Annotated in this window: 17 protein-coding genes; 12 read left to right on the forward strand and 5 right to left on the reverse strand. The window is 64.4% G+C overall.

All coding sequences use genetic code 11. The annotated features are described in order from the left end of the window. Window positions 1-9 precede the first annotated feature (9 nt). From ACODSZ_RS14835 to ACODSZ_RS14845, 3 genes are all read right to left on the reverse strand, one after another. On the reverse strand, window positions 10-1,254 hold the full coding sequence (locus ACODSZ_RS14835) for an MFS transporter (protein WP_008330930.1): 1,245 nt from the start codon (window positions 1,252-1,254) through the stop codon (window positions 10-12). A gap of 107 nt (window positions 1,255-1,361) precedes the next feature. After that, window positions 1,362-2,216 carry a putative hydro-lyase gene (locus ACODSZ_RS14840; RefSeq protein WP_488927902.1) on the reverse strand — a complete coding sequence of 285 codons (855 nt, stop codon included), beginning with the start codon at window positions 2,214-2,216 and terminating at the stop codon, window positions 1,362-1,364. 138 nt (window positions 2,217-2,354) lie between these two features. Continuing rightward, window positions 2,355-3,260 (reverse strand): LysR family transcriptional regulator, encoded by a 906-nt coding sequence (locus ACODSZ_RS14845; RefSeq protein ID WP_488927903.1) that lies wholly within the window; start codon window positions 3,258-3,260, stop codon window positions 2,355-2,357. A 274-nt stretch (window positions 3,261-3,534) separates the two neighbouring features. Between ACODSZ_RS14845 and ACODSZ_RS14850 the strand changes: the two genes are divergently transcribed. The 10 genes from ACODSZ_RS14850 (at window position 3,535) to ACODSZ_RS14895 (ending at window position 12,884) form a co-directional block, all read left to right on the forward strand. Next, a complete protein-coding gene (locus tag ACODSZ_RS14850) occupies window positions 3,535-4,254 on the forward strand; it encodes a FadR/GntR family transcriptional regulator (protein WP_008330920.1) in 720 nt (239 codons plus the stop codon). Window positions 4,255-4,476: 222 nt separating this feature from the next. After that, window positions 4,477-5,238: an SDR family NAD(P)-dependent oxidoreductase gene (locus tag ACODSZ_RS14855; protein ID WP_488927904.1), complete on the forward strand. Its 762-nt coding sequence runs from the start codon at window positions 4,477-4,479 to the stop codon at window positions 5,236-5,238. Window positions 5,239-5,305: 67 nt separating this feature from the next. Next, window positions 5,306-6,508, forward strand: a complete 1,203-nt coding sequence (locus tag ACODSZ_RS14860) for a sensor histidine kinase (RefSeq protein WP_488927905.1) — start codon at window positions 5,306-5,308, stop codon at window positions 6,506-6,508. Further along, window positions 6,505-7,167 carry a response regulator gene (locus ACODSZ_RS14865; RefSeq protein ID WP_121045044.1) on the forward strand — a complete coding sequence of 221 codons (663 nt, stop codon included), beginning with the start codon at window positions 6,505-6,507 and terminating at the stop codon, window positions 7,165-7,167. Before ACODSZ_RS14860 ends, ACODSZ_RS14865 begins: the two co-directional genes overlap by 4 nt. Before the next feature lie 186 nt (window positions 7,168-7,353). Further along, window positions 7,354-8,757, forward strand: a complete 1,404-nt coding sequence (locus ACODSZ_RS14870) for a CmpA/NrtA family ABC transporter substrate-binding protein (protein ID WP_488927906.1) — start codon at window positions 7,354-7,356, stop codon at window positions 8,755-8,757. Then, on the forward strand, window positions 8,754-9,605 hold the full coding sequence (gene ntrB / locus ACODSZ_RS14875; RefSeq protein WP_034350789.1) for a nitrate ABC transporter permease: 852 nt from the start codon (window positions 8,754-8,756) through the stop codon (window positions 9,603-9,605). Before ACODSZ_RS14870 ends, ntrB begins: the two co-directional genes overlap by 4 nt. A gap of 13 nt (window positions 9,606-9,618) precedes the next feature. Beyond that, complete coding sequence (locus ACODSZ_RS14880; protein WP_488927907.1) at window positions 9,619-10,473, forward strand: ABC transporter ATP-binding protein; 855 nt, start codon at window positions 9,619-9,621, stop codon at window positions 10,471-10,473. A gap of 133 nt (window positions 10,474-10,606) precedes the next feature. Continuing rightward, window positions 10,607-11,050: a cyanase gene (gene cynS, locus ACODSZ_RS14885; RefSeq protein ID WP_008330908.1), complete on the forward strand. Its 444-nt coding sequence runs from the start codon at window positions 10,607-10,609 to the stop codon at window positions 11,048-11,050. Between the two features lie 60 nt (window positions 11,051-11,110). Further along, window positions 11,111-12,502, forward strand: coding sequence for a TAXI family TRAP transporter solute-binding subunit (locus tag ACODSZ_RS14890; RefSeq protein WP_488927908.1), 1,392 nt, complete (start codon window positions 11,111-11,113; stop codon window positions 12,500-12,502). A gap of 151 nt (window positions 12,503-12,653) precedes the next feature. After that, complete coding sequence (locus ACODSZ_RS14895) at window positions 12,654-12,884, forward strand: hypothetical protein (RefSeq protein WP_008330905.1); 231 nt, start codon at window positions 12,654-12,656, stop codon at window positions 12,882-12,884. A 58-nt stretch (window positions 12,885-12,942) separates the two neighbouring features. Here ACODSZ_RS14895 and ACODSZ_RS14900 read toward each other — a convergent pair whose 3' ends face one another. Beyond that, a complete protein-coding gene (locus tag ACODSZ_RS14900; RefSeq protein ID WP_488927909.1) occupies window positions 12,943-14,088 on the reverse strand; it encodes an ABC transporter ATP-binding protein in 1,146 nt (381 codons plus the stop codon). Window positions 14,089-14,197: 109 nt separating this feature from the next. On the opposite strand from ACODSZ_RS14900, the gene ACODSZ_RS14905 reads away from it, so the two are divergent. Continuing rightward, a complete protein-coding gene (locus ACODSZ_RS14905) occupies window positions 14,198-15,853 on the forward strand; it encodes an ABC transporter permease (RefSeq protein ID WP_488927910.1) in 1,656 nt (551 codons plus the stop codon). 64 nt (window positions 15,854-15,917) lie between these two features. Further along, window positions 15,918-17,285: a glutathione-disulfide reductase gene (gorA, locus tag ACODSZ_RS14910; RefSeq protein WP_175343385.1), complete on the forward strand. Its 1,368-nt coding sequence runs from the start codon at window positions 15,918-15,920 to the stop codon at window positions 17,283-17,285. A 75-nt stretch (window positions 17,286-17,360) separates the two neighbouring features. Here the strand turns inward: gorA and ACODSZ_RS14915 are convergent, their stop codons facing one another. Further along, window positions 17,361-18,623 carry a phospholipase A gene (locus ACODSZ_RS14915; protein WP_488927948.1) on the reverse strand — a complete coding sequence of 421 codons (1,263 nt, stop codon included), beginning with the start codon at window positions 18,621-18,623 and terminating at the stop codon, window positions 17,361-17,363. Window positions 18,624-18,787 lie beyond the last annotated feature (164 nt).

An 18,787-nucleotide genomic window follows, 5' to 3' on the forward strand; every position in this document is an offset into this window, starting at 1 on the left:
GTTCTCAGTTCACGACGCCGCCACCACCGCCTCCAGCTCCTTGCCCCGGGTCTCCGGCAAGATCAGGCAAGCCACGATCACCAGCCCATAACATCCCGCCGCGATCCACCCGATGGTCTGCCCGAGCGGCAGGCTGTTGCTGAGATAACCCACCAGCGCCGGGCAGATCGCCCCGACGGCACGACCGAAGTTGTAGCAGAAGCCCTGACCTGATCCGCGCACATCGCCAGGGAACAGCTCCGAGAGATAAGCGCCCATCCCCGAGAAAATCCCCGACAGGAAAAATCCCAGCACGAAACCCAGCGCCAGCATCCACGCATCCGTGATCACCAGTTGCGTATAGCTCAGTACCAGCACGATCCCCATGGTCGCAAACAGCATGAAGCAGCGGCGGCGGCCGATGGTGTCCGACAGCCACGCCGAGGTGAGGTAGCCGCAGAAGGACCCACCGATCAGCACCAGCAGGTAGGTACTGGTGCCCAGCACCGAGAGATGGCGCTCGGTCTTCAGGAAGGTCGGCAGCCAGGTGGTCACCGAGTAATACGCCCCCTGCATGCCGGTGGCCAGCAGGCTCGCCAGCAGCGTCGTGCGCAGCAGGTCAGGATGGAAGATGCGCAGGAAGTTGCCACGCTGGCCGCTCTCGCGCAGTCGCGCCTGGGTAGCCAGAAACACGGCGGGTTCGCTGATGGTGCGGCGGATGTAGAGCGTCAGCAGGGCCGGCAGCACGCCGATCCAGAACAGCACTTTCCAAGCCGTCTCCGGCGGCAGCACTGCGTAGACGCCCCAGAACGCCAGCGCCGAAGCCGCCCAGCCCACCGCCCAGCTGCTCTGCACCAGGCCAGAAGCCTTGCCGCGATGGCGCGCCGAGATGGTCTCGGCAATCAGCACCGAGCCCACGGCCCATTCGCCGCCCATGCCGAAGCCTTGCATCGCACGGGTAAAGAACAGTTCGCCGAAGGAAGTGGTAAAGCCCGAGAGGAAGGTGAACAGCGCAAACCACAGCACCGTCCATTGCAGCACACGCACCCGGCCATAGCGGTCGGCCAGGACCCCGGCCGCCCAGCCGCCGATGGCCGAGGTCAGCAGGGCACCGGTGGCGATGTAGCCCGCTTCGGCTTTGCTCATGCCCCACGCTGCCAGCAGCGTGGGGATGAGGAAGGTGTAGATCATGTAATCAAAACCATCCACCGCATAACCGGTGAAGGTCGCCGTGAGCGTGCGACGCTCGGATGTCGTTGTTTCTTGCAGCCACATGATGATCCCCGTAATCAAAGTATGTAAATCACTGACGTGCGGCATCGCCGGTCGCATACAGCAAGCATGCGGTCGTCGATGAAAAAACGGTAGGGCGCTTGCAGACGCTAAGCTTGTGCTCCGAGCAGCAGTTCGCTGTTGAGCTTGTCGGTCACCAGCATGTAGCCGGGCGCATGGGTGATGCAGAATTCGGGCCGGGCCGCGACGATGGCAGCTTGCGGCGTGACGCCGCAGGCCCAGAACACCGGCAGCTCATCGGCATGGATGTCCACCGCTTCGCCATAGTCGGGTTGGCCGATATCGGCAATGCCGATCAGGGCCGGGTCGCCGATGTGGATCGGTGCGCCATGTACCTGCGGCGTGCGTGCGGTGATCTGGATGGCGCGGATGGCATCGGCGGCCTTGAGCGGTCGCATCGAGACCACCGTCGGTCCCTGGAACACGCCCACCGGCTGCGTGGGAATATTGGTGCGGTACATGGCCACGTTGCGGCCCTCGCTCACATGGCGCAGCGGGATGCCGGCGGCCAGCAGGGCATGCTCGAAGGAGAAGGAACAGCCCAGCGCAAAGGTCACCAGGTCGTCGCGCCACACCGCGCGCAGGTCGTTCACCTCGGCCACGCGTTCGCCGTAGCGCCACAGGTGATAGCGCGGCACGTCGCTGCGTACGTCCAGGTCCAGGCCCAGCGCGGGCAGGGCGGGCGAGCCCGGCTTGGATACCGCCAGCAAGGGACAGGGAATGGGATTGCGTTCGCAGAAGGCGAGAAAATCATCGGCCAGCGCCGCCGGCAGGATCGCCAGGTTGACCTGCACGTGCGCACTGGCCACGCCGCTGGTGTGGCCGGTGAATACGCCGCAGCGGGCGGCCAGCCGAACATCGAGCGCGCTGGAGGAAGCCGACAGCGCAGACGCTGCGGCGGGATGAATCGGTAGGGCGGGCAAGGCGGTGGCAGTCTCTGGCATGGCGGTCTCCTTCTTGGAATGGAGCCGATGTTAGGAGCCTGCCGGGACAGCGTCCAACAAAAAATTTATATCTTTTGTTATCGATTTTTTCGATGAGGACAACGGAAATTTCACTTTAGCGATTTCCGTGCCAGTGGCTCATTTTTCTGTGGTGCGGCCTTTGCCTTGGGTGCGGCGTGCATGCTCCAATGCCGAATCGAGCACCAGTTCGGCCAGGCTGGAACTGGGGTCTTCGCGATAGCTTGCGTGGATTTGCAGAGCGGGTAGTTGCGCTTGGCAACGCAGGATGCGCAGTGGCAAGCGTCGCGTCAGTTCGCGTACCGAGGCGCGCGGCAGGGTGGCTACACCAAAGCCGCCTTCGACCAGCTGCACCATCGCGGAGATGGAAGAGATGGCATGCACGCGCGGTTCGATCACGCCCCATTCCTGGCACAGCTGCAGCAATCCCTGATGCGGTTGCGAGCCGCGCTGGAAGGTGATGAGGTCGTGTGCAGCCAGTTCTTCCAGCGTGTGAGAACGTGTGCCGAAGCGTTCGCGATGGCCGACGAAGACCATGTCCATCGGCGTCATCAGGCGCGAGCGCACGGCGGTATCGCTGCCCGCGATCGAGGTGAAGACCAGGTCCTGGGCGCCACGGCGGATTTGCTCGGTCAGCACCGGCGAGGTTTCCACGGTAAGTTCCAGCGCGAAATCGGGATAGCGGCTGCGGATTTCCTGCAGCCAGGCGGGCAGCCAGCTGTGCACCACCGACTCGATGCTGCCGATGCGCAGCAGCAGCGGGCCGGCGCTGTTGCCGCCGAGTTCCTGGCGGATCTGGCGCTGCATGTCGAGCAGTTTCACGGCCAGCCGCTGGAAGCGCTGGCCGGCCACGGTGAGGCGGAACTGTTTCTCGCGGCGGTCCAGCAGGACCACGCCCAGCTCTTCTTCCAGCGAGGCGATGCGGCTGGACATGGTCGATTGCGTGATGTGGAGCTTTTCAGCGGCGCGTGTGATGCTCTTGAGCGAGGCGGCCCAGTGGAAGGCCTCGACGAAACGCAGGTTCATGAGTGCTCGGCGGTGAAGTGGATGGCTTGGCGCAACGTGCTGCTTAGCCTACCAGATGCCCGGAGGCCAATGCGCTTGTTCGGAAACGGCGAGCCATGCCGGATTTTCTTGCGCACCGCACCAATTTTCCCGCCGCTTGACACAATCCTCCCCCATACCTATCCTCACCCCCGATTGGTCTTACCTTTTGTCGCCCGCAATCGCCGGGATGGCAGGCCAGGCCGGCACTGCCGCGACGGCAGCGATTCACCCTACAGGCAAATACCCAGAGAGCATGTCCTTCGACCCCATCGTCCAGAAATCCATTTCCGAGCAGGTAGCCCAGCGGCTGCTGACCATGATCCGCAGCGGCCTGCTCAAGCCCGACCAGCAACTGCCGCCCGAGCGCGAGCTGGCGGCCATGCTGGGCGTGGGCCGGCCCGCCGTGCGCGAGGCCATTCGCGGGCTGGCGCTGTTGGGCCTGCTGCGCATCCGCCAGGGCGAGGGTACCTTCGTCAGTTCGCTGGAAACGCGCGAGCTGCTGGAGCCGCTGGAGATGATCATCGATCTCAACCCCGGTACGCTGGAAGCCCTGTTCGACGCCCGTCTCATCATCGAGACCGGCGTGGCCGCACTGGCTGCCACCCACATCGATGACGCCGAACTGGCGCGCCTGGCGCGCAATGTCGAGGATGAAGCACGGCTGCTGTCGGACCCGGCCGCCTTCTCGGCAGCGGATGTGGAATTCCACGAGGCCATCATCGAGGCCTGCAACAATCCCTTCCTGCAAAGCGTCGCCGGCAGTCTCTACATGCTGGGCAAGAAGAGCCGCTCCATCACCTCGCGCATCCCCTCCACGCTGGAACGCAGCCTGCAGGACCATCGCGACATCCTGGACGCCCTGAAGGCACGCAATCCGCACAAGGCCTCCGAGGCCATGCGCAACCATTTGCTGCGTGTGCGCGATGCCTATCGCAGCGCCGGACGCAGCCAGAACGAATCGGTCCACGACTGAGTCTATCCGTACGATCCAACGCAGGAAGCGCCGCCGTTGCTGCCGGGCTGGTCCCGCAGCATTCCACAACGGCGGCGTGGCAGCACAGCCGCAGCATCGCCTGCGGCGCCCCTCACAAGAAGCGATACCGGCAAGGCGCGCAGGGCCGCCTGTTGATGAACTCCGTTCTACAAGCCGGACAGGCAGGATCTATCCTTTATCAATCGATTGCAGGAGAACAGCATGCTGGATCTGGCAGGTAAAGTCGTCTTCATCAGCGGTGCGAGCACCGGTATCGGCGCGGCCGCCGCACGCGCCTTCGCGGCACGTGGCGCGCACGTGGTAGTCCACTACAACAGTTCGAAGGAAGAGGCCGAGGCCGTGGCCGCAGAAGTGCGCGCCGCCGGCAGCAAGGCCGTCACCATCGGCGCGGATGTGCGCGATACGGCAGCCATCAACGCCGCCATCACCAAGGCCGTGGAACAGATGGGCCGCATCGACGTGCTCATCAACAACGCCGGTGCGCTGGTCAAGCGCGCACCGCTGGAGATGGTCACCGATGAACTCTTCGACGAGATCATCAACATCAACGCCCGTTCGGTGGTGGCCTTCACGCGGGCGGTCATTCCGGTCATGCGCGCTCAGGGCGGCGGCAACATCATCAACGTGACCTCGGTGGCGGCACGCCATGGCGGTGGCCCCGGTGCCCTGATCTATGCGGCCTCCAAGGGCTTCGTCAGCACCATCACGCGAGGCATGGCCAAGGAATTGCTGGCCGACAAGATCCGCGTCAATGCGGTGGCGCCGGGCGTGATCATGACGCCGTTCCAGGAACGCTTCACCACGCCGGAACAGCTGGAGGGCTTCCGCAAGACCATCCCCATGGGTCGTATCGGTGAGCCCGACGAATGCAGCGGTGCCTTCCTCTACCTGGCGTCGGACCAGATGTCGGGCTATGTCACCGGGCAGATCATCGACGTCAACGGCGGCCAGTACATGCCCTAGCCGCAAGCGTCCTGCGCTGCCCCGCGCCAGGGAATTTCTGGCATGGCTCTTGCGGGCGGGAAGGATCATGCAAGCCGATTCCTTCCTGCCCGTTCTCGCCTCGGCGGCCCTGTCCCCGCCGGGCGGCCTGTTGCGTGACAAGCTGGCGCTGCTGCTGGACTCCACCGGCGAGGGCATCTACGGTATCGACCTGGAGGGGCGCTGCACCTTCATCAACCGCGCCGGTGCGGCCATGCTGGGCTATGCGCCGGTCGAGGTGCTGGGGCGCAACATGCACGAGCTGGTGCATCACAGCCATGAGCACGGTGGCCATTATCCCGAGGCCGAGTGCCCGATCCTGAAGGCCTTCCGCAAGGGCCAGTCCTGCCGGGTCGACCAGGAAGTGTTCTGGCGCGCCGATGGCAGCTGCTTTGCCACCGAATATTCCTCCTACCAGATCATCGATGCCGGCCAGGTGCGCGGGGCCGTGATCGCCTTCAGCGATATCTCCAAGCGACGCCAGGCCGAGGAACAGTTGCAGCGCGCCAAGGCCGAACTGGAGGTGCGCGTGGCCGAGCGTACCCGCGAGCTGTCGGCGGCGCTGCGTCAGGTGCGGCAATTGTCGGCGCATGCGCACTCGGTACGCGAGGACGAGCGCACCCGGATTGCCCGCGAGATCCACGACGAACTGGGCAGCCTTCTGGTGGCCCTGAAACTGGACGTGAACTGGATGGCCAAGCGCGTCAGCCATCTCGATCCGGTGGCGCGCAAGTGCGAGGCCATGAGCCGCCTGATCGAAACTGCCGTGGACAACGTCGGACGCATCATCACCGACCTGCGCCCCAGTATCCTCGATCACCAGGGCCTGATGGCCGCGCTGGAATGGCAGGTGCAGGAATTCTCCGAAGCCACCGAATTGCCCTGCGAGGTCGAGTTCGATATCGCGCCGGAAGCCTTCATGCCGGATGGCGCCAAGGCCACGGCGGCATTTCGCATCTTCCAGGAAATGCTCTCCAACGTGGCGCGCCACGCGCAGGCCACGCAGGTGCGCATTGCGGTCCACCTGAGCGCAGCAGAACTGCGCATGGAGGTGGAAGACGATGGCATCGGCACCCCGCACGCCGCCCAGGAAGCCGCCACCTCCTATGGCGTGATGGGCATGCGCGAGCGCGCCTTGCACTTCGGTGGCGCACTGAGCATTGCTGGTGCGCGTTTTGCACCAGAGCACGGCAGGCCGGGGACGCTGGTCTGCCTGCGCCTGCCCCATCACGCCAGCCGGGAGGCCTCGTGAGCCGCCCCGGCGACAACATCCGCATCCTGCTCTGCGACGACCATCGCATCGTGCGCGAGGGCTTGAAGCAGATCCTGGCCGATACGCCCGACATCGAGGTTGCGGCCGAATGCGCCAGCGGCCCCGAGGTGCTGCACAGTGCGCGGGTCGAGGCGATCGACCTGGTGCTGCTGGACATCGCCATCCCCCAGCAGGACGGGCTGGACGTGCTGCGCCAGATCAAGCAGGAGATGCCGCGCCTGCCGGTGCTGATGCTGTCCACCTATCCCGAGAAACAATACGCGGCCCGCTGCTACAAGCTGGGCGCAGCGGGTTATCTCAACAAGAGTACTGACCCCGAGCAACTGGTGGAAGCCATCCGCAAGGCCGCTGGCGGTGGCCTTTACGTGAGCGCGCAGATGGCCGAGACGCTGGCTTCCGGCCTGGCCCAGCGCGCCACGGCCCCGCAGCGTGCCGCGCATGAGAGCCTGTCGCACCGCGAATACCAGGTCTTCCAGTTGATCGCCGCCGGGCGCAGCGTCAAGGAAATCGCCGACCAGCTGGAGCTGAGCCCCAATACGGTGAGCACTTACCGCAGCCGCATCCTGGAGAAGACCGGCGCTTCCAATGATGTGGGCATCGCCATGTATGCCGTGCGGCACCAGTTGCTGCCGGTGTGAGCATTTCTCTCCTGGTGTCGTCATTTTGCAGCGCGTTTTCGTCATTCTGACGAGGTGATCGACGCTGCTTGTAGTGGCAGCACTACAAGATGTCGTGAGTCCATGACGTAATGCAGCGGGCTGGCAAATCCTTTGCAGGTAGTGCAGGTGAAAGCAGCAACCTGACACTCACCAAACGGGGGAATCATGCCAGACGCACCAGAGACCAATCTGTTCCACACCTATGACGCCGAACGCGCCGGGCAGGGCTGTTCCTGCGGCCGCCACGGCAGCCAGCAGCAGCACGAGGCCGATGTCCTGGCCGAGCAGCAGCGCCTCCAGCGAGGCCGCGATGTGGAAACCCTGACCAATGACGTGGTGGAAGAAGCGCTGATGCGTTCGCTCTTCCCGCGCGTGGCCGAGCGGCGGGACTTCCTGCGGGCCGTCGGCAAGAATGCAGCGCGCGCCGCCATTGCCAGCGTCTTGCCGCTGGGCTCGCTGCAGGCCATGGCGCAGGAAAAGAATGGCGCGCTGGAAAAGAAGGACCTCAAGATCGGCTTCATCGCCATCACCTGTGCGGCGCCGCTCATCATGGCCGATCCGCTGGGCTTCTATCGCAAGCAGGGCCTGAACGTGTCGCTCAACAAGACGGCCGGCTGGGCGCTGATCCGCGACAAGATGATCAACAAGGAGCACGACGCCTCGCACTTCCTCTCGCCCATGCCGATGGCCATGTCCATGGGCGTGGGCAGCAATGCCACGCAGATGCGCGTGGCCACCATCCAGAACATCAATGGCCAGGCCATCACGCTGCACACCAAGCACAAGGACAAGCGCGATCCCAAACAATGGAAGGGGTTCAAGTTTGCCGTGCCCTTCGAGTACTCGATGCACAATTTCCTCTTGCGCTACTACCTGGCCGAGTACGGTCTGGACCCGGATCGCGACGTGCAGATTCGCGTCACGCCGCCGCCGGAGATGGTGGCCAATCTGCGGGCGGGCAACATCGATGGCTTCCTTGGTCCGGACCCGTTCAATCAGCGTGCGGTGTATGACGAGGTCGGTTTCATTCACATCCTTTCCAATGAGATCTGGGACGGTCACCCCTGCTGCGCCTTCGGGGCATCCGAGGAATTCATCCAGCACAATCCCAATACCTTTGCCGCGCTGTTCCGTGCCGTGCTGACGGCGGCCGCGATGGCGCGTGATCCCTCCAACCGTTCGCTGGTGGCCAAGGTGATTTCGCCGCAGGCTTACCTGAACCAGCCGGAGACGGTCGTGGAGCAGGTGCTCACCGGTCGCTTCGCCGATGGTCTGGGCAATGTCAGGAACGTGCCGGGCCGGGCTGACTTCGACCCGGTACCGTGGGATTCGATGGGCGTGTGGATCCTGACCCAGATGAAGCGCTGGGGCTACATCAAGGGCGACGTCAACTACAAGGCCATTACCGAGAAGGTGCTGCTGTTGACCGAGGCCAAGAAGCACATGAAGGAACTGGGTCAGCCCGTACCGGAAGGGGCTTATCGCAAATACGCCATCATGGGCAAGGAGTTCGACGCCAGCAAGGCCGATGCCTACGTGAACAGCTTCGCCATCAAGAGGAGCGCATGATGCCCACGCAGCATCTCGGCTGGCGTGCCGCGCTCATTTCCGTGCTGTTGCTGGCGGTGCTGCTGATGGTGTGGCACCTGGCCACCTTGCCCAGGGAAAGTACCGCCAGCGCCGCCCAGGATGAGTACGCCAAACTGATGGGCAAGAGCAGCGCTGCCCCCAAGCGCGACGGCTTCCCGGGACTTGCGCAGATGGGCGAGACGATGCGCAAGGAATTGGCCAATCCCTTCTACGACAACGGTCCCAACGACAAGGGCATCGGCATCCAGCTGGCCTACTCGCTGGGGCGGGTCGCACTGGGGTTTGCGATTGCGGCGGTGGTGGCGGTGCCGCTGGGCTTCCTGCTGGGGATGTCGCCGCTGATGCGGCGTGCACTCGATCCCTTCATCCAGATCTTGAAACCGATCTCGCCGCTGGCCTGGATGCCGCTGGCGCTCTACACCATCAAGGATTCCTCGGTGTCGGGCGTGTTCGTGATCTTCATCTGCTCGGTGTGGCCGATGCTGATGAACACCGCCTTCGGCGTGGCCTCGGTGCGGCGCGACTGGTTGAACGTGGCCAAGACCCTGGAGGTGAATCCGTTGCGGCGTGCCTTCCTGGTGATCCTGCCGGCGGCGGCACCGACCATCCTGACCGGCATGCGCATCTCCATGGGCATCGCCTGGCTGGTGATCGTGGCGGCCGAGATGCTGGTAGGCGGTACCGGTATCGGCTACTTCGTCTGGAACGAATGGAACAACCTCTCGCTGACCAGCGTGATCTTCGCCATCCTCGTCATCGGCGTGACCGGCATGGTGCTGGACCTGATCTTCGCGCGGCTGCAGAAGTGGGTGACCTATGTCGAATGAAGGGAGCAGCAGCATGGACCACAATTTCCTGAGCGTGCAGGGCCTGGCCAAGCGCTATGTGGCGGGTGCGCCGCCGGTATTCGAGCAGGTGTCCTTCGGCATCGACCGTGGCGAGTTCGTCTGCGTGATCGGGCATTCGGGTTGCGGCAAGACCACCATCCTCAATGTGCTGGCCGGGCTGGAGGCGGCCAGCGAGGGTGTGGTCATCATGGACCGGCGCGAGGTCAAGGGACCGAGCCTGGACCGGGGTGTAGTGTTCCAGAGTCACGCGCTCATGCCCTGGTTCAGCGTGCTGGGCAACGTGGTGTTCGCGGTACGTTCGCGCTGGCCGGACTGGTCGCGCGAGCAGGCCGAGGAGCATGCGCGCCGCTTCATCGAGATGGTGGGGCTGAAGGGTGCTGAGCACAAGAAGCCCTCCGAACTCTCGGGCGGCATGAAGCAGCGCGTGGGCATTGCGCGTGCCTTTTCCATCGAGCCCAAGATGCTGCTGATGGATGAGCCCTTCGGCGCGCTCGATGCCTTGACCCGTGGCGTGGTGCAGGACGAGTTGCTCAAGATCTGCGCAGCCACGCACCAGACCGTCTTCATGATTACCCATGACGTGGATGAAGCCATCCTGCTGGCCGACAAGATCTTCCTCATGTCCAACGGCCCGCAGGCCTGCATCGCCGAGGTGGTCATCAATACGCTGCCCAAGAATCGTTCGCGCGAAGGCATGCACCACGATCCTCAGTTCTATCGCATCCGCAATCACCTGGTCGATTTCCTGGTGCATCGCTCGCGCCAGATCCAGGCGGCGCAGGCGGGCGGTGCAGCGCGCCTGCCGACCCGCATCGTGATGCCGGGACTGGAGCAGGCGGCCGCCTGAAGGGGAGGGCAGGCAGAGCTGCCATTTCGTCCGTTTATATCGTCATTGTGCAGCACCGTTTCGTCAGAATCGATGGCGCGGACTACAACGTGTCGTCGACTTTCATTTTTCGTCCACCACAAGGAGAGAGAGCATGGACCGCAACCAGGTTACCCAGAAGATCGTCACTGCCAAGGTCAGCAAGAAGTTGACCTGGGCCCAGATCGCCGAGCGCATCGGCCAGAGCAAGGAGTGGACCACCGCTGCCATGCTGGGCCAGATGACCTTGACGGCCAAGCAGGCGGCCGTAGCGCAGGAGATGTTCGAGCTCACTGATGAAGAGACCCTGTGGTTGCAGATCGTGCCCTACAAGGGTTCGCTGCCGACTTCGGTGCCGACCGATCCGCTGATCTATCGCTGGTACGAGATCGTCAATGTCTATGGCAGCACCATCAAGGAGCTGATCCACGAGGAGTTTGGCGACGGCATCATGAGTGCCATCGATTTCAAGATGGATATCCAGCGCCAGGCCGATCCCAATGGCGATCGCGTCAATGTGATGCTGTCGGGCAAGTTCCTGCCCTACAAGACTTATTGATTCACATCGGGTTACAAGCGCGGCGATGCAAAGGCGGAATGCGCGGCTAGAATAGCGCGCATGCTCAAAGACAAGAAACTCTCCGCCTATGCGCCCTCGGCGACCCGGATCCGGGCGCGCTTCGTGGCCATCTCCTGGCGCGATCTGGCCGTCAGCTTCGGTCCCATCATCCTGCTGATCCTGGTGGGCGCATGGCTGGTGATCTGGTTGATCCGGCCTGCGCCGCCCTCTTCCATCACCATTGCCGCCGGTCCCAAGGACAGCAATTTCTGGCGCGTGGCCGAGCGCTACAAGGCTTTGCTGGCGCGCGATGGCATCCGCCTGGACATCATTGAGACGGGCGGGTCGCTGGACAACCTCAAGCGCCTGGCCGATCCGGACCAGAATGTCGATGTGGGGTTCGTGCAGGGTGGCCTGGCCGGCGCGGTGCCGGTTGAATCGCTGGCGCCGCTGGTATCGCTGGGCAGCATTTCCTATGTGCCGGTATCGGTGTATTACCGCGCGCCGCCGCCGCGCGAGGATGGTCGTCCGGCGCCGCTGTTGCGCCAGTTGTCGGAGCTGGCCGGCAAGCGCATCGCCATTGGCGGGCAGGGCAGTGGTTCCAGCGTGCTGGCGGCGACGCTGCTCAAGGCCAATGGCGTGGAGCCCGGCGGCGGTACGCAGCTCTTGAACATCGGCGGTGATGAGGCGGCCCAGGCGCTGACCAGCGGCAAGATCGATGCGGCTTTCCTGATGGGCGATTCGGTGTCGGTGGCAACCATGGGCAAGCTCTTGCGTGCGCCGGGTATCCGGCTGCTGGATTTCTCGCAGGCCGATGCCTATGTGCGGCGTTTCCGTTATCTCAATACTTTGAAGATACCCATGGGCGTGTTCGACCTGGCGCGCAACCTGCCGGCGCGGGATACGCAGCTCATTGCGCCCACGGCCGAACTGGTAGCGCGGGAGGATCTGCACCCGGCGCTCTCGGACCTGCTCATCGCGGCTGCGCGCGAGGTTCACGGCAAGGCCAACGTGCTGCAGAAGGCGGGGGAATTCCCGGCACCGCTGGAGCATGAATATCCGATCAGCGATGATGCCGCGCGCTACTACAAGTCCGGCAAGACTTTCTTTTATCGCACCTTGCCGTTCTGGCTGGCCAGCCTGGTGGACCGTGCGGTGGTGATCGTGCTGCCGGTGATCCTGCTGTTGATTCCGGGAGTGCGCCTGGTGCCGATGCTGTATGGCTGGCGTGTGCGCTCGCGCATCTATCGCTGGTATGGCGAGCTCATTGCGCTGGAGCGCGGCGTGTCGCGGGAGTCGCCCGAGGAACAGGCGGAGATGCTCAGGCGGCTCGACGAGATCGAGACGGCGGTCAATCGCATGAAGATGCCGCTGGCCTTTGCCGACCAGTTCTACGTGTTGCGTGAGCACATCGGCTTCGTCCGTGCCCGGCTGGCAGCGGGTGTGGCCTGAGCGCCACATTGCGGCAGGCTGTACGGGGCAGGGCAGCGGGGCTGTTGTATGCTCGCCATGACGCGACCAGTACTGTATAAAAAATACTGTGTATTCATACAGTACTGTGCTAAAGTGAAGCCTCCTATCGACAAGAAGAGGAATCGCTGCCATGACCCACTTTGATCTTGCTTCCGACGCTCGCTTCGCTGTTGCATCGTCCACCCCGTCTTCGCTGGCCATCCGCCTGGGTCGCCGCGAAATCTTCATCTGCCGTGATACCTACGTGCGCCGTTACCGGGTCAATCCGGTGATCGAGTGCAGCGCGGGCATCGAGCCTGGCCATGTTGAAATCCTGTTGTTGCGCCGCTGGCTGGTGGTGCTGTCGAAGGCGCGCGGCTGATGCGGCGTGCGCTTGACTGGCTGGTGGTGGATGCCCTGGGGAGGGCCGCCGGGGTGGATCAGGCGGTACTGTCTGCGGCTACGGGGGTGGTCTCCGCTGTTGCGGAGGGTGCCGCCGCCAATGACGATTCCATGCTGGGAAACGTCACCAAATGCGTCACCTCCAGCCTGATCCCTATCCATTCGCCGACCGCATGATCGTGATGCGAGGGCACCAGTGAAAGCAGTTGCTGGCCGTTCTCCAGTGCCAGGGTGTAGAGAAATTCCGCCCCCCGGAATGACTTGCGTACTACGCGTGCCTGCAATGGCGAGGCGTCGTCGTGCATCACATCGTCAGCGCGCAGCAGCACATCGACCTGCGTTCCCTCTGCATTGACGGCACCCTCCGGCACCAGGCCGCGCAATAGTCCCGCTGCCGTGCGGACCTCGATGTCTGTCTGGGGCCCGGTGCCCGCCGCAGGCTGCACTTCCCCCCGCAGCAAGACCCCATGCCCGATGAAATCGGCCGCAAAGCGGGTGGCCGGGCGGTGATACAGGGCGTACGGCGTATCCCATTGCTCCAGTCGGCCCTGCCGCATCACGCCCACCACATCGGCCACCGCAAAGGCTTCCATCTGGTCGTGCGTGACCATCAAGGCCGTGGTGCCGGTGCGTTTGAGGATGTCGCGCACGTCATGGGCCAGGCGCTCGCGCAGTTCCACGTCCAGGCTGGAAAACGGTTCGTCCAGCAACAGCAGGCGCGGTTGCGGGGCCAGTGCGCGTGCCAGCGCGATGCGTTGCTGCTGGCCACCGGAGAGCTGGTGCGGGAACTTGCGGCCGGCCTCGGGCAGGCCCACCAGGGCCAGCATCTGCGCCACGATCTCGTCACGCTGCGCACGCGCCATGCCGCGCAAACCAAAGCCGATGTTGGCCGCCACGTCCAGATGCGGGAACAGCGCGAAATCCTGGAACACCATCCCGATGCGCCGCGCCTCGGCCGGCACGCGTACGCCATCGCCTTCCAGCAACTGCCCATCGAGCCGGATGCGGCCCGACTGCGCCGCTTCCAGCCCGGCTACGGCGCGCAACAGGCTGGTCTTGCCGCTGCCGGAGGGGCCAATCAGCGCGCCCAGCTCGCCCGGCTGCAGGCGCAGCGAGACGGCCTCGACGGCAGGGTGGGCAGTGCGGGGATAACGGATGCTGACGTGTTCGACTTCCAGAAACATGGGCAGGCTCGATGAAATGGTTACAATTCGCGTTTGTCTCGGAGTGCGCAGTGTAGCGCATGGACCGCAGACTTCTCCTGGCAATTCTTTCTTCTGGCTGCTTTTCGCTATGCACATCATCGGTTTGCTCGCTGTCCTGATCGCCTTGCCGCTCTTCGGCATCCTCGCTGCCTGGTTCGGTCTGGATGCGGCCGGCATCGACAATCTGCGCCAGCAGATGCAGACCGTGCTGCCCGGCTACCTGGCCACCTCAGGCTGGCTGGCGCTGATGGTGCCGCTGGGGGTGGTCATCGTCGGTGGGGCGGCTGCGGTGACGGTGAGTCTGTTCGAGTTTCGCGGACGGCAGGCGCTGTCCTGGGCCTTGCTCTTGCCGATGGCCATGCCGGCCTACGTGTCGGCTTACGCCTATACCGATTTCCTGCAATACGCGGGCGCGGTGCAGAGCACGCTGCGCGGCTGGTTCCCGGGCTGGCGCATGGACGTGCGCGGCTTGCCGGGGGCGGTGTGCATGTTCGTCTTCACGCTCTACCCCTATGCCTACCTGCTGGCGCGCAATGCGCTCTCCGAGCGCGGCATGCACCTGATGGAGGCCGCGCGCATGCTGGGTACGCCCCTGTCCGAACGCATCCGTCGCGTGGCCTTGCCGCTGGCGCGTCCGGCACTGGCGGCCGGGGCGGCGCTGGCGCTGATGGAGACGCTGGCCGATTACGGGGTCTCGGCCTACTTCGGCCTGACCACCTTCACCACCGGCATCTACAAGGCCTGGGTGGTATTGGATGACCGCATCGCCGCCGCCCAGTACGCTTCGCTGCTGCTGCTTTTCGTGTCGGTCTTGCTGTGGCTGGAGCGGCGCGAGCAGGGCCGCATGCGCTTTGCGGCCACGCGCGGCGCACGCGGCACCGAAGGCGCCGAGGCGCGCCTGCCGCCATTGTCCCCTGCGCAGACGCTGGCGGCCTGGGCGGTATGCGGCTTGCCGGTGCTGCTGGGGTTCGTGCTGCCGGTGGCGATCCTCCTGCAATTGTGGGCCGGGCAGTGGAGCAGCGGCGACGCCGCCATGCCTACCTTCGACCTGGCCCGCTATGCCGGCTGGGTGTGGAACAGTTTCAGATTCGGCGGCATGGCGGCGCTGGCGGCCATCGTGCTGGCGCTGTGCCTGTGCTTCGCGCTGCGCGGCGCGCACCTGCCGCGCCTGCAGGGGCTGGTGCTGCGGCTGACCGCTCGGCTGGCGGGGATGGGCTATGCCATTCCCGGCTCGGTCATCGCGGTCGGCATCCTGCTACCGGTGGCCTGGTTGCAGGCACTGTGGCCGACGGCGGGCCTGGGTGTGCTGCTCACGGCCAGCTCGCTGGGCGTGATCTACGCGTATCTGGTACGCTTCACGGCGGTTGCGGTGCAGTCGGTGGAGTCCGGCTACACGCGCATTCCGGCCAGTCTCGACGAAGCCGCGCGCACGCTGGGCAGTTCGCGCGCGGTGATTGCCTGGCGCCTGCACATGCCGTTGCTGTGGCGCTCGCTGGCGGTGGCGGCGCTGATGGTGTTCGTCGATGTGGTCAAGGAATTGCCGGCCACCTTGCTGTTGCGGCCCTTCGATACCGATACCCTGGCCGTGATCGCGCACAACCTGGCGCGCGACGAGCGTCTGGGCGAGGCGGCGCTGCCCGCCTTGTCCATCGTGCTGGTGGGACTGGCGCCGGTGCTGCTGGTGATGCGGGCGCTCGATGGCCGGCGCCGTGCGGGCTTGCAAAGCGCGCTTCCGCCCGCATAACGCAAAGACGCAAAGACCAACAATGGGCGTAGCCAGGGGGCTGCGGCCACTCTCTGGAGAAACCATGAGCCAATACGATTACGACCTCTTCACCATCGGCGGCGGTTCCGGCGGCGTGCGCGCGGCGCGCTTCGCCGGTCAGGCCGGGGCCCGCGTGGGCCTGGCCGAGAAGGGCGATCTGGGCGGCACCTGCGTCAACGTCGGCTGCATTCCCAAGAAGCTGATGTCCTACAGCGCCCATTTCCACGAGGATTTCGCCGATGCCGCCGGTTACGGCTGGACCTTGCACGGCCAGCCCACCTTCGACTGGTCGGCCCTGATTGCCAACAAGGATCGCGAGATCGCCCATCTCAACGATATCTACCAGCGCCTGCTCGACGGTGCCAACGTGAGCCTGCATCGCGGCTTTGCCACGGTGGAGGATGCGCACACCGTCAGCGTCGAGGGCAAGCGCTTCACTGCCCGCCACATCCTGGTGGCCACCGGCGGCCATCCCGAGAAGCCGCAGATCCCGGGCAGCGAGCTGGGCATCACCTCAGATGATTTCTTCCACCTCAAGGGCCTGCCGAAACGCGCGGTGGTGCTGGGCGGTGGCTATATCGCAGTGGAGCTGGCATCCATCCTGAATGGTCTGGGCACCGAGGTCACGTTGGTCTATCGCCGCGAACGCCTGCTGCGCAACATGGATGCGGACCTGGGTATCCACCTGGCCGATGAAATGGCCAAGAAGGGTATCCGCCTGGTCTTCGATGCCAGCATCGCCGCCATCGAAGCACCCCATGCGGGTGAGGACAGCGTCAAGCAGGTGCGCCTGACCAACGGCGAGACCCTGGCCGCCGAGTGCGTGCTCTTTGCCACCGGACGCACGCCCAATACGCGCGGGCTGGGGCTGGAGAAGGCCGGTGTCACGCTCAAGGACAACGGCGCCGTGGTGGTCAATGAGCAATTCGAGAGCAGCGTCGCCTCGATCCTGGCCGTGGGCGACGTGATCGATCGCGTGGCCCTGACGCCGGTCGCCCTGGCCGAGGCGATGGTGGTGGTGGCGCGTCTGTTCGGCAAGGGCGAACGGGTCATGTCCTATCGCAACATTCCGACAGCAGTCTTCAGTCATCCCAATGTGGGCACCGTGGGACTGACCGAAGAACAGGCGCGTCGCGAGCATGGTGAAGTAAAAATCTTCAGAACGGACTTCAAGCCGCTCAAGAACACCCTCTCGCGCAATACCGAACGCACCTTCATGAAGCTTGTGGTCGATTCCAGGACCGACCGGGTACTCGGCGTCCACATGGTCGGCAGCGATGCCGGCGAAGTGATCCAGGGCTTTGCGGTAGCCCTGCAATGCGGCGCTACCAAGGCGCAGTTCGACAGCACCATCGGCATCCATCCGACCTCGGCCGAGGAGTTCGTGACCATGCGCACACCCGTGGCCTGAGTCCGCCATCGTCGCGCAGAGCAAAAAGGGGATGCAGCCGCATCCCCTTTTTGCATCAGGCCCGATATGCAGGGCTCATCGCCATAGCGCATAGCCGATGCGCAGTTGCGGATGGTCCTTCTGGTTGTAGGTCAGCAGGCTCTCGCCATAGCCGTAGAAGTAGCTGGCCATGAGGTAGCCGGCGGTGCCCGGCAGCAGACGCGAGAGCGGGTAGGTGAGCTGGGTTTCGGCGCTGTACTTGCCACCGAGCTTGCCCTTGCGCAGCGTGGTCGCCACTTCCATTCCATCGGGTTTTCCATAGGCCAGTTTCAGGTCCAGGTGGCCGCGATAGTCGGCGATGTCGGGATTGTCGCGGGTGGGGCCGAGATAGGCATAGACCTTGGGCGCGACCTTGAAGTGATAGTCGTTCAGATTGCCGAAGTTGAAGGTCGGCTCGACGAAATAGGTGTTGATGCTGCGCGAGGCGGTACCGTCGCGGCCATTGGATTCGTGCTCCAGGCCGGTGGCGATGCCGATACGGCTGAAGACGCCGTTCTGGATGCCCACGTCGGGCAGGTAGTAATACAGGCCCGGACGATAGCTGGTATCGCGGAAGGGCGCCGAGGGCGCCGACAGGTCCCATAGCGAGAATTGCGTATAGCCCAGATAGAGATTGTCGAGCAGGCTGCGCGAGCGCGGATCGTCCGGTACGAACACGCGGAACTTGAAACTGAGCTGGAAGCGGGCATTGGTGTCGCCATTGTTGTGGCCCACCGTGAAATACATCGGCTCATTGAAGGACAGCCGACGATTGTTGGAGAGGATGTCTTCGGCCGCCGGGGCGCTGTCGGTGGGCGAGGCATTGGCGCCGGGTGTGAGTACCGTGGCCGAGGGCGCCACCGGTGCCACCTTGCTGGTCGAATCGGCCAGCGGCGTGTTGATCAGGTCGGGCGATTCCGGCAGGGGGCCCAGCGAGGCATCCGGACGTACCACCGCCACCAGCACCGGCGAGGCATCGATGCCGATGGGCTCGATGCGCACCATGCCGCGCAGGCGGCGCGGCAGCTCGCCGCGATACCGTACCTTGCGGAATTGCCCTTGTTTGAGGGTCAGGCTGTCCTCGCCATCGACGCGCCGCAGGGCGATCTGCTGCGGCGGAATCATGTCGGCCGAGGCCGCCACCAGCAGCGTGGCGGGCAACTGGTAAGTGCGTTCGGTCTGCTCATCCTCGGCGACCAGCAGGGTCAGTTCCAGTGGCTTGCTGGCGTCGATACGCTTGGGCGGCTGCACCATCGAGATGCCGGCCTGCGCTGGCGCAGCCAGCCACCAGGGCGCGGCCAGACCGCACAGGGCCAGCATCACGCGGCGCGACAGGCGATTGCGCACTGGCAGACACTCTTTTTCCGGGCGCGGGCGAGATTGGGATAAGCTGAGCATATTGTCCTTGTTGTCAGTTTGTTGTGTTTTGGTGACTTTTTGTTTTGTTGCAGATTGTCCTGTGGCGTGCGGCGCCTGCCAGGCTG

This window comes from Herbaspirillum sp. FG34 (assembly GCF_057809315.1).